General features: G+C 67.4%; 28 protein-coding genes. 16 read left to right on the top strand and 12 right to left on the bottom strand.

Going from position 1 to position 21594, the window contains the following annotated elements; all coding sequences use genetic code 11:
- The 4 genes from ABD882_RS19060 to ABD882_RS19045 form a co-directional block, all read left to right on the top strand.
- Positions 1-876: VWA-like domain-containing protein (locus ABD882_RS19060; protein ID WP_345189082.1), on the top strand; the 876-nt coding region annotated here is incomplete at its 5' end.
- 155 nt (positions 877-1031) lie between these two features.
- Positions 1032-1310, top strand: a complete 279-nt coding sequence (locus tag ABD882_RS19055) for a hypothetical protein (protein ID WP_345189081.1) — start codon at positions 1032-1034, stop codon at positions 1308-1310.
- A complete protein-coding gene (locus ABD882_RS19050; protein ID WP_345189080.1) occupies positions 1307-1504 on the top strand; it encodes a hypothetical protein in 198 nt (65 codons plus the stop codon). The genes ABD882_RS19055 and ABD882_RS19050 overlap by 4 nt, the downstream gene beginning before the upstream one ends.
- Positions 1501-2646 (top strand): hypothetical protein, encoded by a 1146-nt coding sequence (locus ABD882_RS19045; RefSeq protein ID WP_345189079.1) that lies wholly within the window; start codon positions 1501-1503, stop codon positions 2644-2646. The genes ABD882_RS19050 and ABD882_RS19045 overlap by 4 nt, the downstream gene beginning before the upstream one ends.
- A gap of 28 nt (positions 2647-2674) precedes the next feature.
- On the opposite strand, the gene ABD882_RS19040 is transcribed toward ABD882_RS19045, so the two are convergent.
- Together ABD882_RS19040 and ABD882_RS19035 are read right to left on the bottom strand one after the other, a co-directional pair.
- Positions 2675-3583: a hypothetical protein gene (locus ABD882_RS19040; protein WP_345189078.1), complete on the bottom strand. Its 909-nt coding sequence runs from the start codon at positions 3581-3583 to the stop codon at positions 2675-2677.
- On the bottom strand, positions 3580-4110 hold the full coding sequence (locus tag ABD882_RS19035; RefSeq protein WP_345189077.1) for a DUF1643 domain-containing protein: 531 nt from the start codon (positions 4108-4110) through the stop codon (positions 3580-3582). Before ABD882_RS19035 ends, ABD882_RS19040 begins: the two co-directional genes overlap by 4 nt.
- A gap of 92 nt (positions 4111-4202) precedes the next feature.
- On the opposite strand from ABD882_RS19035, the gene ABD882_RS19030 reads away from it, so the two are divergent.
- A complete protein-coding gene (locus tag ABD882_RS19030) occupies positions 4203-4940 on the top strand; it encodes a hypothetical protein (protein WP_345189076.1) in 738 nt (245 codons plus the stop codon).
- Between the two features lie 100 nt (positions 4941-5040).
- Here the strand turns inward: ABD882_RS19030 and ABD882_RS19025 are convergent, their stop codons facing one another.
- Together ABD882_RS19025 and ABD882_RS19020 are read right to left on the bottom strand one after the other, a co-directional pair.
- The gene (locus tag ABD882_RS19025; RefSeq protein ID WP_345189075.1) at positions 5041-5442 is read right to left on the bottom strand and encodes a type II toxin-antitoxin system VapC family toxin; all 402 of its coding nucleotides are present in this window, start codon (positions 5440-5442) and stop codon (positions 5041-5043) included.
- Positions 5439-5705 carry a hypothetical protein gene (locus ABD882_RS19020; RefSeq protein WP_345189074.1) on the bottom strand — a complete coding sequence of 89 codons (267 nt, stop codon included), beginning with the start codon at positions 5703-5705 and terminating at the stop codon, positions 5439-5441. The genes ABD882_RS19025 and ABD882_RS19020 overlap by 4 nt, the downstream gene beginning before the upstream one ends.
- A 103-nt stretch (positions 5706-5808) precedes the next feature.
- Between ABD882_RS19020 and ABD882_RS19015 the strand changes: the two genes are divergently transcribed.
- Together ABD882_RS19015 and ABD882_RS19010 are read left to right on the top strand one after the other, a co-directional pair.
- On the top strand, positions 5809-7101 hold the full coding sequence (locus ABD882_RS19015) for an AAA family ATPase (protein ID WP_345189073.1): 1293 nt from the start codon (positions 5809-5811) through the stop codon (positions 7099-7101).
- Positions 7102-7132: 31 nt separating this feature from the next.
- Complete coding sequence (locus ABD882_RS19010) at positions 7133-7960, top strand: hypothetical protein (RefSeq protein ID WP_345189072.1); 828 nt, start codon at positions 7133-7135, stop codon at positions 7958-7960.
- Positions 7961-8055: 95 nt separating this feature from the next.
- On the opposite strand, the gene ABD882_RS19005 is transcribed toward ABD882_RS19010, so the two are convergent.
- Positions 8056-8730, bottom strand: coding sequence for a hypothetical protein (locus ABD882_RS19005; RefSeq protein WP_345189071.1), 675 nt, complete (start codon positions 8728-8730; stop codon positions 8056-8058).
- A gap of 62 nt (positions 8731-8792) precedes the next feature.
- Entirely contained in the window at positions 8793-9158 is a 366-nt protein-coding gene (locus tag ABD882_RS19000) for a hypothetical protein (RefSeq protein ID WP_345189070.1), read from the bottom strand.
- A gap of 104 nt (positions 9159-9262) precedes the next feature.
- On the opposite strand from ABD882_RS19000, the gene ABD882_RS18995 reads away from it, so the two are divergent.
- From ABD882_RS18995 to ABD882_RS18980, 4 genes are all read left to right on the top strand, one after another.
- Positions 9263-9778, top strand: coding sequence for a hypothetical protein (locus ABD882_RS18995; protein WP_345189069.1), 516 nt, complete (start codon positions 9263-9265; stop codon positions 9776-9778).
- 65 nt (positions 9779-9843) lie between these two features.
- Positions 9844-10077 (top strand): hypothetical protein, encoded by a 234-nt coding sequence (locus ABD882_RS18990; protein WP_345189068.1) that lies wholly within the window; start codon positions 9844-9846, stop codon positions 10075-10077.
- Between the two features lie 6 nt (positions 10078-10083).
- Complete coding sequence (locus ABD882_RS18985) at positions 10084-10542, top strand: hypothetical protein (protein WP_345189067.1); 459 nt, start codon at positions 10084-10086, stop codon at positions 10540-10542.
- A gap of 67 nt (positions 10543-10609) precedes the next feature.
- Positions 10610-10786, top strand: a complete 177-nt coding sequence (locus ABD882_RS18980) for a hypothetical protein (protein ID WP_345189066.1) — start codon at positions 10610-10612, stop codon at positions 10784-10786.
- A 66-nt stretch (positions 10787-10852) separates the two neighbouring features.
- Here the strand turns inward: ABD882_RS18980 and ABD882_RS18975 are convergent, their stop codons facing one another.
- Together ABD882_RS18975 and ABD882_RS18970 are read right to left on the bottom strand one after the other, a co-directional pair.
- Positions 10853-11494, bottom strand: coding sequence for a hypothetical protein (locus ABD882_RS18975; RefSeq protein ID WP_345189065.1), 642 nt, complete (start codon positions 11492-11494; stop codon positions 10853-10855).
- 49 nt (positions 11495-11543) lie between these two features.
- Positions 11544-12257, bottom strand: a complete 714-nt coding sequence (locus ABD882_RS18970) for an SOS response-associated peptidase (protein WP_345189064.1) — start codon at positions 12255-12257, stop codon at positions 11544-11546.
- Positions 12258-12516: 259 nt separating this feature from the next.
- Between ABD882_RS18970 and ABD882_RS18965 the strand changes: the two genes are divergently transcribed.
- The 5 genes from ABD882_RS18965 to rplJ all read left to right on the top strand — a co-directional run bounded on the left by ABD882_RS18965 (position 12517) and on the right by rplJ (position 17767).
- Complete coding sequence (locus ABD882_RS18965) at positions 12517-15318, top strand: DNA methyltransferase (RefSeq protein WP_345189063.1); 2802 nt, start codon at positions 12517-12519, stop codon at positions 15316-15318.
- The gene (locus ABD882_RS18960) at positions 15315-15662 is read left to right on the top strand and encodes a hypothetical protein (RefSeq protein ID WP_345189062.1); all 348 of its coding nucleotides are present in this window, start codon (positions 15315-15317) and stop codon (positions 15660-15662) included. Before ABD882_RS18965 ends, ABD882_RS18960 begins: the two co-directional genes overlap by 4 nt.
- 113 nt (positions 15663-15775) lie before the next feature.
- Complete coding sequence (locus tag ABD882_RS18955) at positions 15776-16447, top strand: hypothetical protein (RefSeq protein WP_345189061.1); 672 nt, start codon at positions 15776-15778, stop codon at positions 16445-16447.
- A gap of 133 nt (positions 16448-16580) precedes the next feature.
- On the top strand, positions 16581-17153 hold the full coding sequence (locus tag ABD882_RS18950) for a hypothetical protein (RefSeq protein WP_345189060.1): 573 nt from the start codon (positions 16581-16583) through the stop codon (positions 17151-17153).
- Positions 17154-17284: 131 nt separating this feature from the next.
- Positions 17285-17767, top strand: a complete 483-nt coding sequence (rplJ, locus tag ABD882_RS18945) for a 50S ribosomal protein L10 (RefSeq protein ID WP_345189084.1) — start codon at positions 17285-17287, stop codon at positions 17765-17767.
- Between the two features lie 182 nt (positions 17768-17949).
- On the opposite strand, the gene ABD882_RS18940 is transcribed toward rplJ, so the two are convergent.
- From ABD882_RS18940 to ABD882_RS18925, 4 genes are read right to left on the bottom strand one after another with little or no spacing between them, the layout of a single operon-like run.
- Positions 17950-18723 carry a metal-dependent hydrolase gene (locus ABD882_RS18940; protein WP_345189059.1) on the bottom strand — a complete coding sequence of 258 codons (774 nt, stop codon included), beginning with the start codon at positions 18721-18723 and terminating at the stop codon, positions 17950-17952.
- A gap of 30 nt (positions 18724-18753) precedes the next feature.
- Entirely contained in the window at positions 18754-19095 is a 342-nt protein-coding gene (locus tag ABD882_RS18935) for a hypothetical protein (protein WP_345189058.1), read from the bottom strand.
- A gap of 24 nt (positions 19096-19119) precedes the next feature.
- Complete coding sequence (locus tag ABD882_RS18930) at positions 19120-19950, bottom strand: hypothetical protein (RefSeq protein WP_345189056.1); 831 nt, start codon at positions 19948-19950, stop codon at positions 19120-19122.
- Positions 19950-21575, bottom strand: a complete 1626-nt coding sequence (locus ABD882_RS18925; protein ID WP_345189055.1) for a hypothetical protein — start codon at positions 21573-21575, stop codon at positions 19950-19952. Before ABD882_RS18925 ends, ABD882_RS18930 begins: the two co-directional genes overlap by 1 nt.
- Positions 21576-21594: the final 19 nt, after the last annotated feature.

Here is a 21594-nt window from a genome sequence, read left to right as displayed (position 1 = left end):
ACGCCCGCCGCGCTCGGGCTGCCGGAACAGGGCGTCGAGGAGTCCTACTACGCGGCGCTGACGCCGCCCCAGGCCCCGGACGCACCCAGCGCGACGGGACAGGGGCAAGGCACTGGCGACGCAGGTCAGAGCGACGCGGGCGAGGACGACGGCGAGGGGTGCGGATCCGGAGCCGGCGACCCCCGCCCCGCGTGGGAACCGTCCGCCGACGACCCGGCCATGCCGGGTCTGGACGAGGCTCAGGTCAAGATCACCCGCCACAAGGTCGCACAGGACGTCCAGGACGCCGTTTCCCGCTCACGGGGCACGATTCCTGCTGGGATCCGCCGCTGGGCCGCAGACGAGCTCACAGCGCCCACGGTGCCGTGGCGGAAGGTGCTCGCCGGGATGGTGCGCCGGATCTCCGCTCTCACCGCGGGCCGGATCACCTACACCTACACGCGCCCCGGACGCCGCCAGATCCCCGGCATCATCACCCCCGCCATGCGCGCCCCGCGCGTGACCGCCGCCGTCGTCGTGGACACGTCCGGGAGCATGGGCGCCGACGACCTCGCCGCCGCGCTCGCCGAGGTGCAGGGCGTCGTCAAGGCGGTCGGCGGATCCGTGAAGGTGATCGCGTGCGATGCGCATGCGGCGAGCGCGCGCACGGTGCGGTCGGCTCGCGATGTGCATCTGATCGGCGGGGGCGGCACAGACATGCGGATCGGGATCGCCGCGGCCGAGGCTCTGCGCCCCGCGCCGGATGTTGTGGTCGTGACGACGGATGGATTCACGCCGTGGCCGGATCGTCCGACGCGGGCACGGCTGGTGGCGGTGCTCACCCGCCCGGACGCGGCGGCGCAGGTGCCGTCGTGGGCGCGGGTGCTGGTCGTGTAGAACCGCTGCGGGATCCGGCGCGCATGTCGGGTCCCACGGCACCGATGCCAACTCGCAGCGGATTTTGCCATCTTGCGCGGGATCCTCGGAGCAATGTCGGTGGCCCCTGCGAGACTGTAAATGTCAGATCCACAGAACACATTTCGGAGGGCATCATGGGACTGAGGGAACAGATCATCGCAGAGATGGAAGCCGCTGGGGAAACGCCGCGGCCCTCGGTCGTCCGGATCCTGGAACGCCTCCGCGTCCGGGAACTCGACCCGGCCACCGAAGAGGCACAGCGCATCCGCGCCGACATCGCCGAGGACGAGGCGATCAAGGCCGAGGCGCTGGACCGCTGGTTCAAGGGCCGCGGCTACGGCCTCCCGATGCCCAAGGTCGCCACCCTCGTCGCAGAGATCCGCGCCGAGCGCCGCACGGCGGTCACAGCGTGACCGCCACGAGCGGCCACCACGACCCGCTCGCCACGCTCGCCGAACGCACCTGCACCGCCGCGGGCACCACCCTCGACGCCGTCCTCGCAGACCTCCACACCGGCACCCCCGACCCGACCACCCCGCCCGCGATCCGCGCCGGATGGGACGCCCTCGACACCCCAACCCCCCACACCCCGACGGAGCAGCCATGAGCCTCGCCCAATTCACCCTCGGCGCACGCCTGCGCGCACAGCACACCCGCCGCCCCGTCCCCGCCGCCCACTACTCCCCCGCGATCCCCCCGACCGGCGGCATCGCCGCCACCATCACCACAGACGCCGCCCACCTCTACCTCACCGCCACCGACGGCACCACCACCCGCACCGGCACCAACCGCACCGCCCTCGACGCGCTCGCCGCCTACGGCATCGGCATGACCGAACAGCGCCGCCCCCTCATCGTCGCCACCACCGCCGACCTCGCCGCCCTCACCGACCTCGCCCACGCCCACCACGACCACCCCGCCTCCCCCGTCATCGCCTGGTGGGATCAGCGCGCCGACCACCCCGGCACCGACGCCGTCCACATCGCCACCGACACCGCCCGCCACCGCTGGATCCTCGGCGTCCACCCCGACGCCGAACGCACCCCCGACACCTGGGCGCACTGGCTCAACATCACCACCACCGGCCCCCAGCAACTCCTCGACCTCGCCACCCTCACCACCACCGGCCCCCTCCTACCCGGCCTGCTCCACGCCAGCATCCTCGACACCGCCTCCTGGACACGCCACCAGAACCGCACCACCGCAGGCCGCCCCTGGTGGCTCCCCGACACCCGCATCGACGCCGCCCTCGGCCTCCTCGCCCGCAGCCACGCCACCGAATGGTACGAATCCCTCCGCCTCGACGACCCCCGCGTCGCGCTCGCCGCATCGCACGACGGGTCCGTCGTGCCCGCCGTCGTCACCGCGCACGACGAAACCGTCGTGGAACTCATCGCGGATCGTCCGCTGTCCCGGCTCCGCGTCGGGACGAAGATCGCCGGGTGGCGCGGCGACCCGATCAACGCCGGAACCACGGACTGCCTCACCGGAACGATCGACGCCACAACCATCGACCGTGACGCACACCTGCGAATCACCATCACCGACGTACCGCGGCGAGCGCAGATCGCGCCCGGTGACCGCATAACGCTCCGCCCCGCACGCGTAGACCCGAACATGCAGAGCAACGCCCGCACGCTCGCCGCGATGGGCTACCGACGCGGCACGAACTGGATCGCCGGACGCGGCAAGCCCACCACCCGCCGCGGCAACGTCCCCCTCGACGTGATCGCCGCTGCGGCCGACTGACTCCACAGCCCCGAACGTGACCGCTGGGTCAGATTGCCGGATCGCTCGACTTGGCCGCCTTCTCCTCATCGATCACCCAACGGGCCCGCCCGATCATTCCCATGACGCGGAGCATCTCGCCGGGGCTCGTCCCGGGGCCGGGGTACAAGTCTGCCTCGGGCACGCCATCGCGAAGGTTCGCGAACACAGCGCTCGCATCGAGCAGCTGGTCTCGAATCTTCACTCCCGGAGCGAGGAACTGCAGCACCAACTGTTCCTCCGCGGTCAGGGGCTGACCCCGAAGTGGCATGAGCACTGGCCAGTCGGCGCGCGTCAACTTGAACAGCTCAACACGGAAGAGTGCGGAGCGCTTCACCCGCCCCGTTCCCGAAGTAACCTGACCACGCGCCCGCAGCGGATACACGGCTCCCTTGGCTTTCTGCAGGCCGAATGCCGCTTCAGCGCTCTCGACAAGAGGTGCGAGCGGCATAACAAACTCACACGAATCGTTCGGCTCCAGCCGCACTCTCTCCTTCTTCACACCTCGCCCGCGGATTAGCGCAGTACTGACTGCGACCTCATCGACATCCCCCCGCTGGAACAGCAGCGAGGGATCATGCACAGTTGCCGCGGTCCGGCCTCGGTTGATCACCGTGAGCACCACGACATCGATAGCGGGCCGGCCGATGGCCTCCACCACCCGCTGACGGATCGTCATTGGATCGGCAAAGTCCCGTGGCACCGACTTCAAGAGATGAACCCCGTCGGTGTATCCGAGCTCGAGCTTCACCTTTAGCCGGCTACCGCCATAGATCCAGGCCAGGATCGTCCACCCGAGCCCGAGCGCCGCCGCAGCCGCGGTAAGAATCGCTGTCCACGGCACAGGAGGTTCGTTCGCTGACGTGACGTCGTTCACAATCGGCTGCAGCAGCTGCGCAACACACCCGTCGATCATCATCTGCGCGCTCCCGCACTGCGGCTGGTCAGATAGCTCTCCACGTCGAAGTCCTGCAACGGCCACGCGTAGCGGGCACGGGAAGGATGCCGCGGATGGCCGCTCTTGAGCAGGTCACCGATCGACGTCCAGGTGCACCCCTCCGCTACGGATACGAGGCCTTCGAGCATCTGCCACAAGTACGGGCGAACGGCGATCGTCTTGCCCCACGCTGCGAGCAGCGAAAGCCGCCTGCCGGAAAGGAACTCGGCGACCCGCCTCTCGTTCTCAGCCTTCAGAGCAGGGTCGAAGGCGGCGTGCATGCCATGAGGGTCGGTCGAGCGCTGCGGGTAAAGGTTCAGCATGACCCAGCTGTCGAAGCCGTTGCGCTGCGCGAATCCCGCGACCTTCGCCACGGTGAGATCGGGATCCCCGGGCTCCGCGGTGCTCGGGTTCACCCCGACGCACACGAGCGGGTTCTGCCCTGCCGTCCCCAGAACGAACCGCGCCGTGTTGTCGCCGTTCCGCTCGTAGATCCAACCCTCGCCCATGCTGCCGCCTCCGCTCACACCGTACCGGCCGCGCTCGCCACGGCATCCACCGTTTGCCTGCGGCGTGCGCTCGCCGCAGGCATCATCGTCGTATGTCTGAGATCGACATCGGTGCTGCGGCGCCGGAGTACGTGGCGGATGTGGCGCGTGCGGTACTGGCCGTTGAGCACCTGCAGTTCCGGACGACCGAGGTCGGCGCGATTATCGTCGGGTGGCTGCGGGCTGCGCACGATCAGATCCTCGCGGCCGCCGAGCTCACTGCGGCTGGTCACGGTACCGCGGCGGCGCCGAATGTGCGCTTGGTGTTCGAAGTTGCGATCCGTCTCAATTGGCTGCGCGGCCTCGATGATCGCGCAGCGGGGTTGCGTGCGCAGTTCGAGGAGGAGAACAAGCTTCTGAGCAAGCATCCGGATCATCTCGCCCGCATGGGGCTCCCTGCGGATACGGAGGGGCTGGTGCTCCCTGACCCGGCGGATCTGAGCAGCTTCGGTCCGCTCGATGAGAGCCTCGCCAGCGCCGCTCGCGCCGTGGCGAATGCTGCGAGCGCGTCGCGTTTCGCCGGGGGCTACTACCACGCCTGGTATGCGTCGAGGCAGTACGCGCACCCAACGATGCGCATGGCGCGCGCCTATGCGCCACGATCGTCGTTCGGCCTCTTCACGGCGCCGGCGCAGCCTGATGACTGGGCCGACCGCCTTCACGCGATGTCGCTGATGCTGTGCGTGGTGGCCGCGGATCTGCTGATGGCAGAGGGGCTGGAGGGCGATCAGGCGCTCGCGTTCTTCAACGCGGCACTGGCCGTCGACCGCTCTGAGCCTGACCGGACATAGCTCGACACCAGTCCGGGCGCTTCTCCTGGCTCCGCACTCGCCTTCGGGAGTGGAACGCATGCCCTGTCCCCCGTGCGGAGCGCGAAGCGCCCGGGTGAGGTTACCCCGCGGCGAGCGCCCGGAGCGCAGGGTGAAGCACAGCCTCGCGAGCGGCGACCTTCGCGAGCTGCTTGTCGAAGGTCGCGAGCTCGCAGTCGTGGTGCTGGGCAGTGACGAGCACGCAAGTATCTGGCATCTTGAGGCCCCATTCGGCACGCATACGCGCGAGCTCAATGGGTTCGTCGCTCCAGCTCTCTGCCTGCGTCACACCGATCGAGTAGAGGTCGCGCAACACCTGGTCCTCGCGGCCCCGCCTCGCGGGGCCAACGAGCACCTCGGCAAGAGTCAGACGATGAGTCAGAAAGGGCGGCGCCTCTTGCTCGAGCAGCTCGATGGCTGTGTCGTGGTGCGCGTCGGTCGCGTCGAGGTAGCCGATGAGGACGCCGGCGTCGAGGACGATCACTCGGGCCACCCCTCGCGGATCTCCTCGAGATAGCCCTTGCCGTAGAGGTCGGAGTGCTTGCCGGCGATCGCGCGGATGCGGGCGATGCGCTGCTCCTGGGCGTAGTTCTCGCTCTGCTCCACGGCTTTCGCGCCCTCATCGAGGAGATGAAGGATCAACGCGGATTCCCGGCCCTCTTCGGGCCATCGGGTCCGTGCGACGTCCAGCGCATGCGCCACCTGCGGGGTGTGCGTGATGTACGTGCGGGGGTGCTTGGTAGGCATACCTCAGTGTAACACCACGCGATGCGGTGTCACACTCTCGGCGCAATGTCCGACCCCCCTGGCAGACTGTAAGCGTCAGATCCATAACAGGAATGAGGACTCCATGCGCAAGGCCCCCGCCCTCCCGAATCGCCCCTCGGCGGTGCCCCCGACTACCCCGGCACCCGCACCGGCCGCAGCGACGGAGCACCTGCGAAACCCCACTCTCGCGCAGGCCCTGTTCTCGGTGTGGAGCGGAGACGCCGCGGTCGTGATCGACTCCCCTCCCGGTGCGGGCAAAACGCACCTGATCACCGTCCTCGCCCATCAACTACAGGGCCGCGCCGGGATGACCGTGGCGATCGCCGCGCAGACCCGCGCACAGGCCGTGGACGTCGCCAACCGCACCGCAGCGACCGGCACCCCCACCGTGTTCCTGAACGACACCGACAAGACCCGCCCCCAGGGCCTCGACGAGCAGATCCCCGTCACCAGCGCGAAGCACCTGCGCACCGGATCCGGCGTGATCGTCGCGACCACCGCCCGCTGGCTCTGGACCCCGAAGAACCGCGTCGCGCACTTCGACGCCCTCCTGATCGATGAGGCGTACCAGTTGACTTTCAGCGACCTCGGCGCGCTCGGTGCCATGGCCGACCAGTTCGTCCTGGTCGGCGACCCCGGCCAGATCTCCCCCGTCGTCACCGGATCCACGCGCCGCTGGGCACACAGCCCTATCGGCCCGCAGGTTCCGGCACCGCAGGCTCTCATCGCCGCGCACGGCGACGACGTCGCCCGCCTCCGCCTCCCCCGGACCTGGCGATTCGGACCCGACACCGCAGACCTGCTCGCGCCGCTCTACCCAGACCTGCCCTTCACCTCCGCACGCCCACTGCGCCACATCGCTCAGGACGGCATCCGCCTGCCCGAGTACCGCGCAATCCCGGTGCCCGCCACCGGAGGCACCGCCGATCCCCGCGCAATCCAGACCGCCACCGACACCATCCGCGCCCTGCTCACCGCCACCCTCCACACCCCCGACAGCACAGGCATCCTGCTCCCCGAGGACCTCGCGCTGATCGTCCCCCACGTCGAACAAGCCGCGCTCGCCGCGGCGCACCTCGCGGATCTGCCGGACGTGTTCGTCGGGACGATCAACCAGGCTCAAGGGTTGCAGCGCGAGGCTGTCGTCGCGGTGCATCCGATGCTCGGGCACGACACGGACGAGGCGTTCGCACTCGATCTTGGGCGGCTGTGCGTTGCGCTCTCCCGTCACCGTTCACACGTCACCGTCGTCACCGATCAGGAATCGCCTGCACGGCTGTCCGCTGCCCTGCAGGAACACCCGGGGCACGGGGCACTCGCCGCACAGACGACGATCCTCGACCACCTGCTGAGCGGAGCCCGCCTGACCGTTTAGCCCGACCGCGGATCACCCCTACGCTGATCGCATGAGCGCGCATGAGTCGAACCCGGCCGGGCGGCTGTGGCTGTACTTCCGCAACGTGTGCGGGGGTGCACCCAACCAGGCGATCTTCCAATTCGCGGCCGCCTATTTCGGTCTGCCGGCGGAGTACAACGCCGCGTATCTGAGCGCCGTCACGCAGCTGATCTCGCTCCCCGATGAGATGGAAGCTCAGGTCGCTCTGCTTGAGGATCCGTCCGCGCCCAAGGCCGTTCTTCTGCGGGCGCTCGCCCCGGTGCGCAATGTGTTCCGCTCGGATCCTCTGGGCACGCAAGCGGTTCAGGGCATCCTCGGTGAGATCACCCCGGGCGTGCTGGCGGACCTCGAACATGCCAGCTATGCCCTCATGACGCTCCAGGGCCTGAACCCCGCAATCGATGAGGACACCCTTTCGCAGATCCGCACTCTCGCCGAGGAGATCGTCAAGCTCGCGGCCGAAGACGAGTCCCTCACCCCCGAGACCAGAGCTGCGTTCATCCGCTTCGGGCACCGGATCATGGAAGCCGCGGATCTCTACAAGGTCGGTGGAGCGCAGCCTCTCGTCGACGAGCTCGACCGCTTCCACCATGAGTGTCGGCGCATGCCGATGCCGGCGCAGCGCTCTCCGGTCTGGGAGCGGATCATGGCGCTGACCGGTGTCGTGGTGACCGCGGTGGGTTTGTTCACGGCGCCGGCAGATCTCGGGCACGCGATCGCGGAGTACAGCGCGGTGTTCGAAATGCCGATGCTCACCGAGGCTCCCGGTCCCGACGCTGCGCCGGACGCGATCATCGACGCCGAGCTCGAGGAAGATCCCGAGCCCGAATCCGCCTAACTCTTGGCAGGTCGCGCCCAATCAGTCAGCGACGACCGAGGCGACGCCGGTCCGACCTTCTGCGGCGAGCGCAGGCCCGCCGCAGACCGTGAGCATCAGTTGACTGCCCGCTCCGACGTGATGCGTTCGAGCACTCGACGCCAGGTGAGGCCCGCCTGATCCCAATGGGCGACGACCTGGTCGCTTTCGACGGTGCCGCTCGCGAACGGCGTTCCGACGATCTGGACGTGATCCCTCGCGTACGACTCGCACGCGTCCCGGAGCTCACGCGTGGCGGTTTCAGAAACCGCGTCCGGTTGAATGCCGTCGAACGGTAGCCACGGCCGCACGATCGCGCCGGGGTGCAGCTCGGTGGCACGCTGCTGGGCACGGGACACGTACTCGGTGCGCTGCTTGCCCTCCTCGTTCTCCCACACTCGCCGGAACTCCTCCTCGGCATCGTCGAACGTCGCCACCGCCGGATGCGTGTCCGCGAGATCCGCGATGTCACCGTTGACCCGTTCAGGGTCGTCGACGACCCGGCCAAGCAACGTCATCGGCTCGACGTCGATGCCCTGCCCCACGCTGAACACCCAGCTCGTGAACGACTCGATGAACGACTCCGCCTCCGGATGGGCCGACGGATCCAGCATCCCGACCGCGTTCCGGATCACGTCGGCGTCGCGCAGCTCCCAGATCGCGAGCCCAAGCGCACGGATCGCATCAGCCTCCTGAAGAGCACGCTGCTCCTCACGCAGCACACTCACATCGATCCCGTCCGACGTCACCATCGGCGCATCCTCAGGCGCTCGCCGCAGCAAGAGCACCGGTGCGTCGCCGATCGGATCGGGGGTCATTGGCCGTCGCCGTCCACGTCGGCGAGGCCCGCCCGAAAGATGCTCTCTTGCACTTCCAGCAGCTGTGCCTTCACGGGATCCCTCTCCGCCGTGACCTCCCGGGCCAGGCGGTACCGAGCTTCCCAAGCTTCGTCATTGATCTGGAGTTTGCCGTTGCGGGCAAGGAGCAGCAGGATCCCGTCGCGCACGAGGGCGGAGGTGTTGAAGTCGGTCTCCTCCTTGAGCTCGGCGAGCAGACTGAATTCGTCGGCGCTGATGCTGCCCTTCACGACTGGCGAAGGACCGGGCTCGACGCCGACACGGGGGCGGCCTCGGCGGATCGGGGCGCGTCCGGCGCCGGCGCTGTCGTTCGGTGTGATCATGCGATCACCCTACAGATATTTGGCCCAAATATCTGGTCTTGATTTACGAACCATGCACGCCTAGACTGTAAGTGTCAGATCCATAGTTCAGATTGGGAGTTGTGATGAACACCACCACCCGGGCCGCCGAACTCATCGCCTACCGCGTCCGCAAGGGAGCCAACCCCGCCGACTCCGCCGCGCTGCTCGACGAGCTCGCGATCGCGCACACCGGCTATAACCTCGCCCACGCCCTCCAGTACAACGGGTTCGCCTCCGTCGCCCGCTGCGAGCAGGCCGCCCACAACCTCGAGATCGAACGCGTCGACGAGCACGTCGCCGCCGTCGCAGCGCTTCTCCCGTTCCCCGTCGACCTCGAGGCAGACATGGGCGGCCTCAACGTCCTGCAGATCGACCTCGGCTGCCGCACCGACGACGAGGACGACCCGCACGACCGCGCCGGCATCGACCCGCACAAGCCGCGCGCCACCTGGTGGATCGAAACCGCCGGCGGCGCCGACTTCGAAGACTCCCACCTGCCGGCAACCACCCCGCCGGCACACGTCGCCCAGTGGATCACCACCCGCGCCACCCATCTCGGCTGCCCCGCCGTCCAGGCTCAGCAGCTCCTCACCGCGTAAGCACCCGGGGAGCCCGGCCGGCGCCAACGCCCCGAGCTCCCCGGAACCAACCCCACGGAGACACCATGTCGAACACCACGCACCGCACCCGGATCCGCATCATCATCGACGACGCCGACCGCCCCGTCGACCCCACCGCCCCCTACCAGCTCAACGTCTACGCCGACTCCCCCGACGGCACCCAGAACCGATACTCCACCAACCCCGGCGGCCGCGCCATCATCGGCGACAACATCCCCAACATGCTCACCGCGCTCGCCGCGGCCTGGCAGGCGGATCCGATTCGAAGAGGACGGTGACGAGCCGTGAACACGATCACCACGCGGATGGTCTACATCGGACGCCGCCTGGTCGCAGGTCAGCAGCTGACCTACTGGCACCAGGAGATCGGCCCAGACGGCGCCCTCGGCGCCGCCAAGGGCGCCGTCCAGCCGTTCCAGGCGGGCACTCCAGTCGGGGCCGTGCTCGAGGTACAACAGCCCGAGGGCGAGCCGTCGAAGGTCTACTACACAGGCCTGATGGCTCCGCGCGTGGTCGACGCATGGAAGGATCCGGCTGACGTCGCGCAGTGGCGTGCTCGCGACCTCGCCGACGCTCAGGCCGCCGCGACGGCGCGGCGAGCGCGGGAAGAGCTCGCCGCGCTTCCCGACGCGTTCGAGCAGGCCCTGGAGATCCTGAGGGAGCACTTCAGCGTGCTGCCGGTCATGCAACGCGCTGCCCTCTTGCCACTCGTGCAGGCGCGGATCCTCGGCTCGGACAGCTGAGAATGGAGAGGTCGGGAATAATCACGGTGGGCGCGGTGCGACGGCGCTCCGGAGGAGGAGGGAAGCGGTGAGCGCATCGATCGACAGCTACCGCGCCGCGCGGATTGCCGAGCTGCTCGACGCCATCACGGCGACCCGCCCCGGCACCACCACCACCTGGGTCGTCGACGACGTCACGGTCACCGTCTACGGCCAGCGCCGATACGAGCTCGAAGTCCCCACCCGTGGGCACAGATCACCGTGAACGATCGCCTCGTCGTCGTGCGAACTTGGGAGCAGCTGCTTGATCAGGTTGCCGCCGCACGCCGGGCTATTTGAACTCGACCTTCACTGTCGTCTTCTTCAGCATCTCGCCTGCCGATCGCGACTCGTACTCGTGAATCTCGATGTACTTGATTCCAGCAGCCAGCACCTGGTTGCGATCCAACCCGAGGCCGTTCTGTTCCGACACTGTCATCACGTCATCGACAACGGGGGCAAGGAACGCGGCAATCGATCCCTCCAGCAATTCGTCGCTCTGAGCGTCAGGTGCCGCAGGCTCCTTCGAAGTCTCCGATTCGGACTTCTCAAGTCGAGCGGCGCGGCGCGCGGCCTTTCGCTCGGCGCGGAGCGCCAGGGCTTCCTCCAGGGTCTTCCATGCCTCGGGGCCCTTGGTGAGCAGCTTGTAAGCGATCACGCTGAACCCGACCGATCCCACGCTCTTGAGGAGTTCGGAGATCTCGGTCAGATCGATCACGATCTGTAGCGGACTCCCGTACTGCAGGCGGCTGATCCGAACCGCATCACCGCGCTGCAGTTCGTCCGTGAGGTCCGCCAGCAACATCACCTCTGCCAGATCGAAGACGAACTCGATCGCGAACAGCTGCATCTGCACTTGGGGGAAGGACATCCGCGATGGTGCGGGGATCGTCAGCGCGAGTTCCGTTGCAGGCTGAGGAGCGGCGGTGCTCATGAGATCTCCGATGGTCAAGTTGCCCGCATCTTCCCACAGGCGTCGACCGTCACTCGATCGGTGCGATCACCTGCGGCCCCTCGTCCTTCGTCTTAATCGGCGCGACCCGGTAGAACTCAAGGTCCGACGCAGCAGCGACGCCGGCGCGCACGGCCTCGTCGACCATTGTCTGGTCGCCGACGAGCGACGGATCCATCCACCACTCCCACATGTGCTCGGGAAGGATCACGGGATTCCGATCGTGGATCCCCGCCAGCGTCTCAACGGCATCCGACGTCACGATCGTCGCCGTCAGCGTCCACCGGTTCGGATCGTCCTCGGCGAGCGCGTGGTCGAGCCACCACGAGTACAGGCCGGCGAAGCCGAGCATCGGCTCGTCGGGGTTGTGGATGAACCAGGGTTGCTTCGCCCCTTTCTCGCCCGTCCATTCGAAGAATCCGGATGCGGGGATGATCGCCCGATGCGACTTGATGGGGCCTTTCCATGTCGCCTTCTCGAAAAGCACCTCCGCGCGTGCATTGTGCGTCGCGTATCCCAGTTTCAGCGTCTTCGACCATGAAGGCACCAGGGACCAGCGCGCGCGCTCGAATCGCATCTCCCCGGTCTTCGCTGAATCCAGCAGCACCGGGATCTGTTCGGTGGGCGCGATGTTGAATCGCGACTCCCAATCGGCCGACCATTCCTGCGGCTTCCGGCGAGTCAAGAGCACGAAGGCTTCTATCGACTCGTTCACGGAATCAGCGACTGCGAAGCGCCCACACATAGCGGCAGGCTAACCCCGCCCTCCCCCGTTCAGCCCCAATCGTTCGAAACCGCCCACCATGCGCACAGAACAGCCCCCAGAACGCTCTCGCAGGATCGCCGCGTCCAATTGGATGTGCAGGCAGGTTGGACGCTCAGTCGGCGTTTTAGATAGAGACGGCCGCCTCGGGGATCCGGGCTCTGCCGGACACGGTGCAGCCGTCCACTCGCGCCCAGGTGCGGATCTCGTCTGTGCGATATGTCCCAGATAACGTGTGGATGTGGCCAAAACCCTGTCGATGAATGAGATCCGCTCGCGCGCTGCGCGCTTCGCGCGCGACTGGAAGGACGAACCGGGCGACGAGCGGCAGCAGGCCCAATCGTTCGTCCGAGATCTGCTCGGCGTCTACGGGATCACCGAGCCCCGCGCAGCGTTCTACGAGAAGCGAGTCAAGCGCTCATCGACAGGAGCGCGCGGCTACATCGACGCGCTGATTCCCGGCCTGGCTCTGATCGAGATGAAGTCGGCCGGCAAGGATCTCGCGGCCGCCGAGCAGCAGGCACTCGATTACATCGACGATCTCCCCGATCCTGAGGTGCCCCGATGGGTGATCACGAGCGACTTCCGCCGATTCCGGCTCCTGGATCTGCACTCTGAGACCGGAACGGCGCCGACCGAGTTTGAGACCAGTGAGCTGCGGGAGCAGGCAGACAAGCTTGCCTTCCTGGCCGGCTACGGAGAGCGGACGTTCGGCTCGAAGGCACAGGAAGCGGCGTCGATCAAGGCTGCGAAGCTGATGGCGTCGCTGTACGAGGCGCTCGAGGGATCCGGGTACGACGATCACGAGGCCAGCGTGTTCCTCGTGCGCACGCTGTTCGCTCTCTACGCCGACGATGCGGGGCTCTGGGACCGGGATCTGTTCCTCGAGTTTCTCGAGACCCGCACGGCGGAGGACGGCTCAGATCTCGGCCCGGAGCTGTCGCTGCTGTACCAGGTGATGGGCCGTGAGCCCGGCCGCCGGCAGTCGAACCTCGACGAGCTGATCGCCCGTTTCCCCTACGTCAACGGCGGCGTCTTCGAAGAACCGCTCTCCATCCCGTCGTTCGACGCTGGCATGCGCAAGCGTCTCACCGACGCGGCGATGTTCAACTGGTCGGCGATCTCGCCGGCGATCTTCGGCAGCCTCTTCCAGGCTGTCAAGGACAAGACCGCACGTCGTGAGCTCGGCGAGCACTACACCACTGAGACCAACATCATGAAGGTCATCGGGCCGATGTTTCTCGACGAGCTCCGGCAGCGATTCACCGATGGTTATCACGACACCGCCAAGCTCAAGAAGCTGCGCGCGGACATGGGTCGGATGCGGTTCCTTGACCCCGCGTGCGGGTGTGGGAACTTCCTCGTGGTCGGCTACCGTCAGATGCGCGCGCTGGACCTCGAGGTGCTGCTGCGGATTCAGGAGCTGTCCGGTGAGACCGCCCGGACGATGTTCTTTACCGAGGAGCATCTCGCCGTGAAGCTGTCCAGCTTCCACGGTATCGAGCTCGAGGAGTGGCCGGCGCAGATCGCGGCGACCGCGCTGCACCTGGTGGAGCATCAGGCGAACCAGGCGATGGAGCTGGCGCTCGGCGCCGCGCCCGACTCGCTGCCGCTCGACAAGATCAAGAGCATCGTCGTCGGGAATGCACTGCGGGTCGACTGGGCCGAGGTCGTCGAGCCGAGCGCGGATCTCTACGTCATGGGCAACCCTCCGTTCATCGGGCACAAGACCAAGGCCACGGCGCAGCGGGACGACCTGCGCGTGGTCTGGGGGGCGCAGTTCGACGGCTACCTCGATTACGTGACCGGGTGGTTCAAGAAGGCCGCCGACTTCCTGGGCGACCGCGGCGGGCACTTCGCCTTCGTGTCGACCAACTCGATCGTTCAGGGGCAACCGGTCCCGGCACTGTTCCGGCCGCTCATCAGCGCGGGCTGGCGCGTCGCCTTCGCGCACCGGACGTTCGCCTGGACATCGGAGGCCCCGAGCGCCGCCGCAGTGCATTGCGTGGTGACCGGCTTCGATCGGATCACCAAGGGCCGGCCGGCGGTCCTGTTCGACTACGACGAGCCGCGCGGCGAGCCGCACCGGGTGCCCGTCACCGAACAGATCAACGGCTACCTGCACGACGCGCCCAACGTCTACGTCGACACCCGAGAGAAGCCGCTCGCAGATCTGCCAGTGGCGTCATTCGGCACAATGCCAGCAGACGGAGGGAACCTGCTGCTCGACGAGGACGCACATGCGATTGCGATCGCCGATCCCATCGCTGCGAAGTACGTCAGGCCGTTCCTCGGCGCGAAGGAGCTCGTGCAGGGCAAGTCGCGGTGGTGCCTGTGGCTTGAGGATCTCGACCCGTCGGATCTGCGTCACTCAGCGTTCCTCCGCGAGCGGGTCGAAGGCTGCCGAGAGTGGAGGTCCGCCCAGACCCCCACCGGCGACGCCTACAAGCTGCGTCTCACCCCGCACCTGTTCCGCCCCAACTCGAAGCGACCGACAAGCAACTACGTGTGCGTGCCCCGGCACGTCTCCGAGGCGCGCACCTTCTTCCCCGTGGCGTACCTCGAGCCCGAGTCCATCAGCGGCGACGCGAACTTCACGATCGCGGATCCCGAAGGACTGGCGTTCGCGGCGCTGTCCTCCTCCGCTTTCCTCGCATGGCAGAAGGCCGTGGGCGGGCGCATCAAATCCGATCTCCGGTACTCAAGCACACTCACATGGAACACCTTCCCGCTGCCCACACTGAGCGATGAGCAGCGAGCTGCGATCATCGCCGGCGGGCAGGCCGTGCTGGACGCCCGCGCGTTGCACCCCGAACGCTCCCTCGCCGATCACTACAACCCGCTGGCCATGGCCCCAGATCTGCTGCGCGCCCATCGTCAGCTCGACGCGGCGATCGACAAGACGCTGGGGCTGCGCGGCACGGCTACCGAAGATTCGAGGCTGCGCGCACTGTTCACGAACTATCAGCAGCTCATCACCGCCGGCGAGCTGGCGATGCCCGCAAAGCCCATCAGGCAACGGCGGGCGAGAGCCGCATCGTGAGCGCACCGACGAACGGCTGGCCCTACGCGACCGTCCTCGTCGACGGAGAGATCACTGTCGACGAGGACGGCGAGAACCAGACATGCGAGTGCGGTAACGACTCCCAGACAGAGAACTGGTGCCATGCGACCAGCGACGGCCGCCTGTCGTGGATGACGGATGGCTCTTCTGACCCGTCAGAGTTCGCGGTGTGCCCTGTCTGCGGACGGGTGTACCCCAACGCCGCACTGTTCGCCGCTCAGGGCAACACCGCTGCCGCGATCGCCCGCTACGACACACTCGACCCCGCCTTCATCAAGGACCTCACCCAGTACAACCACGACGCATACGGCGACCCGCTCTAGAATTCCCCCGGATGTGTGAACGGACCCGGACAAGCCGGTCGATGAGCCCCAGGGGGACAAAGCGTCCCGACATGACTCGAGATCTTCGCGGAGCCGCTCAGTAGCGTTGGAGCATGAGCCGCGACCTTCTCTTGGCCCAGGAGGCACTACCTGTCGAGACGATTCCGCAGCGCTTCGAGGCGTTCATCTGGTTCCTTCGGCGGCGCCCAACAGCGCCCCTCATAGTCCTGACCAGCGCCACGCTTTTCGCACCCTTCATTGCGCTGAGCTCCGCCTCGTCGAGCATGCACGCCAGCTGGCCAGCCATGGTACTGCTCGCACTCGCCGCGGTGGTCTCGTCCTGGGTGGCGGTGATCGTGGTGCTCGGTTTGGCGTACTTCGGGATCGCTGCGCACCCGTCGGTGACCAGGTGGGCGACGAAGGACGCGCGGATTGGAATTTGGGTCCGACAGCAGGGGAAGAAGCCCGGATGGTACGCGGCTGAGCACGTTGCCCGCCCTGGTGCGGCGGGCGCCGGCCGCGGAATCCGGCTGCTGCTCAGCGACGCGCTGCAGGACCTCGGAGACCGTCAGGGCGTCACCCTGTACGCATCGACGAGGTCGGAGAAGCTCGCAGCTCGGTACTGCGAGGACATCGCGGGGCTGCGCATCGTTCGCAGGACCTGGTGGGGGCAGATCGATTTGAAGCGGCCGCCGAGAGGGGAATGGCTCGAGTCTGAGGACGGCTCGTCGATGGCGCCGTGGACGAGCTGCATCCCGGACGCAGCGACGCCCCCAGCGACATAGCCAGCGGCGGGAAGCATGAGCAGCCCATTCTCCGAACGAGCCTGCGTTCCCGAGAGTCGGGATGGAGAGGTCGTTATCGGCTAGCAATATCCCAACGAAGCCCGATACTGATGGCCGACAGTAGTATGTGGGCATGGTCCGGAAGGGCGAGTCTCTCGATCCGCGTGAGAATGACGAATCCGCGGAGTTGAGTGCTGCAACGCAATGGACTGATGACGACCGTCGCGAATGGGTGCAGCTGTCATACAACGCGGGCCTGGAAACTCTGAAGGCCCAGCGCGAGGAGATCGCTGGTATGCGCCAGCGAGCCATCATGTTCACGGCATTCACGATCACCGCGACCGGATTCTTGGTCGGGACCGGCCTATCCACCACGGCGAAGACGGGCGCATTCTTCGCTTGGGCCACAGTTGGAACGGTGCTCTTCGGAATCCTTGCAGCGTTGCTTGTCGCCCTGGTTGCCCCGCTGATCCAGTTCAAGTTCGTACTGCTGCCCGACGCGCTCATGCGATGGCTCGAAGGCACGAACCCAGCGCCGTCGCGGCTGATAGCGCTCAGGCAGCTCGCCCTCGTAACCGTGCCAGGGATGGTGAAGTTCAATCGTCAGCGGCTGTCTGTCGCCAGATGGTTCTATCGGGGTGTGCTGGTGTCAGCCGTGCTCACGCTTGCTTGCTGGGTCACCGTCGTGTGGATGTTTGCCCAATGAGCCCCGACTCCGACGAGAGCCCATCCGATCCGAATCCGAGTGATCCCAAGCGTTGGAAACCAGACCGCGCTGACGATCCGTCGCCAGCTGAGCCGGTCGGGCTGAGAGAGATCGGTTCCGCAACCGATTCAATCAGGCAGAGCGCCGCCATCATCGAGTTGACGAAGGAGTTCGAGAACTCGAACGCCGTCCTGCTGACCGAGTACCGCGGTCTGACGGTCGCCCAGCTCAAGCAGCTGCGCAACAGCATCCGTCAGGACGCGAGCTACGCCGTGGTGAAGAACACGCGGACCAAGATCGCCCTGCACAACGCGGGGATCACGTCGCTGGACGAGGACCTCAAGGGTCCGTCGGCCGTGGCGTGGGTGCACGGTGACTTCGCCGCCACCGCCAAGGCTCTGCGTGACTTTGCCAAGGCGAACCCGCTTCTCGTGATCAAGGGCGGCATCTTCGAGGGCAACGCCCTCAGCGCCGACGAGGTCAACATGTACGCCTCCCTGGAGAGCCGTGAGGTTCTGCTGGCGAAGCTCGCCGGCGCGATGAAGGCTCCGTTGGTGAAGGTGGTTCGCACAGTTGATGCGCTGCGCGAGAGGCGTGAGGAAGTGTTGACCTGAGAGGTTCATGCGGCACTCTGGTTGGGATCCTCGCGAGACGCGCGATTTAGGCCACATGTGCCGAAGGCCTTTTGCGAGCATGGGAGCGGCGGCGCGCTGCCACGAGTGCGACGCGCACGCGGAGTCACCAGGCACAGGTGCAGGTGCGGGCTCAGGAAGCTCTCGCCGTCCTCCGACGCCGGCTAGGCGAAGGCGGCGTGGACGAGCTGCATCCCCGTGGCTGCGACGCCCCAGACCGCGTAGGCGGCGATGGGGAGCATGAGCAGCCATTCTCGGAGCGAGCCTGCGTTCCCGAGGATCGGGATCGCGAGGTATCCGTTTCGTTTCCAGATTGCGCGGAGGACCGGTGTGTGTGTGATCGACCTAGGCGGGCGCGGGTTGAGTGGCCAGAGCAACGGGATGCCTTCGGTCGTTAGGGCATCCCCGATGAGGTGGACGGCGAATCCGACGCCGATGCACACCGGCAGCCATGAGAACTCGTTGGGAGCCCAGAGCGCGACGAGGGCGGCCGCGCCGGCGCCCAGTGCCCAGGCTGCCAGCCAGGACCGGACCAGGGTGAGGACTTTCGCCGCGAACGTCACGCAGGCCATGACAGAGAGCGCGGATCCGACCTGAATCGTGTGGTCCCAGCCTGAAGGCGTCCATCGCAGCGCGCTGAGCATGGTGGTCGCGGCGAGGATCCCGAGGACGGCGAGCAGGGAGTGCATGCCGTGGCGGTGTCCGCCGGAGACGCTCTCGACCGTGCCGGCGGCGACCCGCCCGAGGACGGGGATGGAGTGGGCGATGGTCGCGTCGTGGTGGTCGGCGTCCGGGAGGAGCGCGGCGCCGGCGCAGACCGCTGCACCGAGCACGACGCCCGCGGGAGTCGCCGAATACAGGTGCAGCGCCGGCAGGGTCGTCGCGGTGACGGCGACCCAGGCCGCGGCGCCGGTCACGGCATGAGAAGTACCCATCATGTCGACGGTGGTCTTTCTGCTCGAGGCGAGTTACTGGCGGCGCTGCCGCTTGCCGCCCCAGAAGGAGCGGACGGCCATGGTGACCGCTTCGTCCTTGGTGAGGCGATCGCCGCGCGCCGCAGCTTCAGCGCGGGCCTGATTGATCAGCTCGATCACGTCCGGGGGCAACCTGTACGACGCCGGCACCTTTTCGACGCGCTGCACGTTGTACGGGCCGCGCTTCTTGCCTGCCTGAGAGGACTTAGGGGCCTCCGCCGCGACTTCGGGGTGAGGGTCGACCGGGTCGATGCCATCGTCCGCAGCAGGGCGCGGCGCACGCTTGAGGGATGCGGGGCGGGCGAGCTTGTCGTCGCCGGCGGCAGCATTAGCCATGGCTGATCCCTCCCTTCACGGTCGTCATGATGTGCTCCCCCGTCGGCCGCGGCGGCTCTTGGCGGCGTCGAGCTGCGCACGCGCCTGCTGGCGTGCCTTCTCCGCCTCGCTGAGCCGGCGAGTGCGGCGGGTGCGGCCAGCGGCCTGCTCACGGTCGTAGCCCTCGGTCTTCGGCGCCTGGAACACGTTCAGCTGCAGCCCGGTGATCGGCACGCTCGTCGTGTCCAGGTTGATGTACCTGTTGCCGGCCTCTGATGCGAACCAGCCGAGCACGTCGCCATCGGACTCCTTGATGCGTTTGAGCATCGTGGACGCGTTGTACGTGTTCACTTCCATCTGTCGGCCGTTCGCGAACGTGACCCGCGCGGTGACCAGCTTCTGGTTCTTGCCCCGCTGCCCTCGAGCGGCAGAGCGCACCATGTTCAGCAGCTCCACGTTGGCGGTCTGACGGCCTTTCGCGGTGCGCCCCTTCGGGATCCGCGCCTGAATGAGGCGGCCACCGTCGGTCATGAACCCGGTCTGCACCTGGACCCGGCCACCCTGCTTGGCGGCCGTGTACCGGCCTCCGGTGTCCTCGGGGACGATCATCTTGTCCTGGCCGTCAGCGACCTTGCCGCGCACGGGCATCAGGGTGCCGTCCTTGAGGCGACGCCGCGGCGGGATCTTGGTCGCCTGCCCGGTGGTCGCGAGCTCGTCGAGCGCCTCACGGTACAGCGCTCCGGAGGTCTGTCCCGCTTCGACCTTTCGGACCATTCGGGGGGAACGGTTCAAGACGCCGGCGATCTCCGCGATGCTGATGCCCTGACCGCGCAGCACGCGCACGAGCTCCTGAGCGGAACGTGGCTGATCTGCCATCACGCCACCTCCGCGATCGCGCGGAGTGCTTCGTCAAGACCCGCGCGCTCCGCGCGGGCCTTCAAGGCGGCCCGCTGCCTGAGAGTCTCAGGGGTGGCGTACTCGCCGCGCGTGTAGCCCTGCAGGCGCAGTCGTCCCGTCTTGCCGTCATCGCCGCCACCCTGGTCGACCGGGAGGGACCAGATCGGCAGCGAGGTCGTGAACAGGGCATCACCTTGGATACCGACGAGCGTTGCCGGATCCACGCGCAGCGCGCCCGACGTCGCGCCGCCGATGCTGCTCGGCCCCAGCAGGACCCTGGCCCGGGCGCGTCCCCACACCTGCGCGGCGAGCTCCGGGTGGTAGTACTGGCTGGTCCGGCTCGTCGGGTTCGATGGCACGTGGTAGACGTACAGCTTCCCCTGCTGCACGGCGTCGCCTTGGTACGCCTGCGGGATCTCACGCAGGCTCGTCGCCACACGCGTCTCGTCGCGGCCGCCGGCAGCGAACGCGCCGATGGAGTGCAGCATGATCGAGCGCAGCGCCGACATCACGGCCTGCCGGATCGTCGGGTTCATGTCTCGGTTCTCCGAGACCTTCGCACGGGCCCGCGTCATCCGGTCCGTGAACGTGTCCAGGGGTCTGGCCTTCTTGAACAGCACGGCCTCGTGCGGGACGATCTCCCATCCCGCCGACTGCGCGACGTGCAGCTCCGCACCGTCGACCCACGTGTCGTGCACGGCGCCGGGACGGTTCGGGTAGAACCATCCCTCCTCGACGCGCTGGTGCTTCACCGGCAGCAGTCCGACGTGATGCCAGTTCTCCGGGACACGGAACCGCACGTGGAAGCGGGCCCGGGCGTACGGGTCCTGGAACAGCAGCTCGGATGCCGCCTCCCGGTTCAGCCGTCGCGCCGGGCCGATGCCGAGCTCGCGCCCGACTCCCGCGTACATGAACCGACCGTCGACGTACGCGAACTCGCGGATCTTCTTCGTCTTCGCCGGGTCGATCAGGGGCACGCAGTCCTCGTGCCGGCTGAAGTTCGCGCCGGCGACCAGGTGGTCGTAGTGGTGCTGTCCGCTGGTCGCGTGGATCTCGGCGGCGATGTCCGGATCCACCGGCACCGGGTTGACGTTCTTCGGCAGCGACAGAGCCCAGAGGTTCGTCCCGGTCGCGGCGGGAGAGTTGAACATCCGCGCCCGCTCGTCAGCCGCGCGCATCACCGCGGCGGTCGTCTCCCAGGCCTCGCGCGCCTGTGCCGGCGTCAGCGGGGCATCGTCGAACCACTCCTCAGCAGTCCGAACCTCGATCTTGAACCCGGTGCTCTCGTGAGAGAACCGTCCCGTCGGCGGGCCTGCGTTGATCCAGTGCGATCCGGGGATCCACCGCGGGGTCTGCACGAAGAGCCAGTGCTTCACACCCGGGACCGGTTCCGGGCGCTTGCCGGTGAGCATGATCCGGTTTGCACCGTATGCGGCGGCGGTGTCCAGCAGATCCGTCAGGTTCGGCTTCTGCCGGCGCTCACCGATGACGGGCCGGACCGGCGCTCCGTCGCTGGTGACGCCTCGGCCAGTGGCCTGGTCGACCCAGATGGTGGGGATCGCCTTCGGCGTCCACGGCTTGGGCCGGTAGTCGATTTCGGTCATCGTGACGCCTCCTCTCGAT

The sequence above is a fragment of the Microbacterium panaciterrae genome (assembly GCF_039541635.1).
GTDB classification, from domain to species: domain Bacteria; phylum Actinomycetota; class Actinomycetes; order Actinomycetales; family Microbacteriaceae; genus Microbacterium; species Microbacterium panaciterrae.
Note: the sequence above shows the minus strand (reverse complement) of the source record. Positions and strands in the feature narration are given on the sequence as shown.

Bases quoted from the DNA above. Each gene is read 5' to 3' on its own strand.
- ABD882_RS18990 (WP_345189068.1), top strand. From the start codon at position 9,844: ATGTCGAACACCACGCACCGCACCCGGATCCGCATCATCATCGACGAC.
- ABD882_RS18950 (WP_345189060.1), top strand. From the start codon at position 16,581: ATGGTCCGGAAGGGCGAGTCTCTCGATCCGCGTGAGAATGACGAATCC.
- ABD882_RS18930 (WP_345189056.1), bottom strand. From the start codon at position 19,950: ATGGCAGATCAGCCACGTTCCGCTCAGGAGCTCGTGCGCGTGCTGCGC.
- ABD882_RS19055 (WP_345189081.1), top strand. From the start codon at position 1,032: ATGGGACTGAGGGAACAGATCATCGCAGAGATGGAAGCCGCTGGGGAA.
- ABD882_RS19035 (WP_345189077.1), bottom strand. From the start codon at position 4,110: ATGGGCGAGGGTTGGATCTACGAGCGGAACGGCGACAACACGGCGCGG.
- ABD882_RS19000 (WP_345189070.1), bottom strand. From the start codon at position 9,158: ATGATCACACCGAACGACAGCGCCGGCGCCGGACGCGCCCCGATCCGC.
- ABD882_RS19015 (WP_345189073.1), top strand. From the start codon at position 5,809: ATGCGCAAGGCCCCCGCCCTCCCGAATCGCCCCTCGGCGGTGCCCCCG.
- ABD882_RS18970 (WP_345189064.1), bottom strand. From the start codon at position 12,257: ATGTGTGGGCGCTTCGCAGTCGCTGATTCCGTGAACGAGTCGATAGAA.
- ABD882_RS18940 (WP_345189059.1), bottom strand. From the start codon at position 18,723: ATGATGGGTACTTCTCATGCCGTGACCGGCGCCGCGGCCTGGGTCGCC.
- ABD882_RS18935 (WP_345189058.1), bottom strand. From the start codon at position 19,095: ATGGCTAATGCTGCCGCCGGCGACGACAAGCTCGCCCGCCCCGCATCC.
- ABD882_RS18955 (WP_345189061.1), top strand. From the start codon at position 15,776: ATGAGCCGCGACCTTCTCTTGGCCCAGGAGGCACTACCTGTCGAGACG.
- ABD882_RS19045 (WP_345189079.1), top strand. From the start codon at position 1,501: ATGAGCCTCGCCCAATTCACCCTCGGCGCACGCCTGCGCGCACAGCAC.
- ABD882_RS19030 (WP_345189076.1), top strand. From the start codon at position 4,203: ATGTCTGAGATCGACATCGGTGCTGCGGCGCCGGAGTACGTGGCGGAT.
- ABD882_RS19020 (WP_345189074.1), bottom strand. From the start codon at position 5,705: ATGCCTACCAAGCACCCCCGCACGTACATCACGCACACCCCGCAGGTG.
- ABD882_RS18925 (WP_345189055.1), bottom strand. From the start codon at position 21,575: ATGACCGAAATCGACTACCGGCCCAAGCCGTGGACGCCGAAGGCGATC.
- ABD882_RS19040 (WP_345189078.1), bottom strand. From the start codon at position 3,583: ATGATGATCGACGGGTGTGTTGCGCAGCTGCTGCAGCCGATTGTGAAC.
- ABD882_RS18995 (WP_345189069.1), top strand. From the start codon at position 9,263: ATGAACACCACCACCCGGGCCGCCGAACTCATCGCCTACCGCGTCCGC.
- ABD882_RS19005 (WP_345189071.1), bottom strand. From the start codon at position 8,730: ATGGTGACGTCGGACGGGATCGATGTGAGTGTGCTGCGTGAGGAGCAG.
- ABD882_RS19010 (WP_345189072.1), top strand. From the start codon at position 7,133: ATGAGCGCGCATGAGTCGAACCCGGCCGGGCGGCTGTGGCTGTACTTC.
- ABD882_RS18975 (WP_345189065.1), bottom strand. From the start codon at position 11,494: ATGAGCACCGCCGCTCCTCAGCCTGCAACGGAACTCGCGCTGACGATC.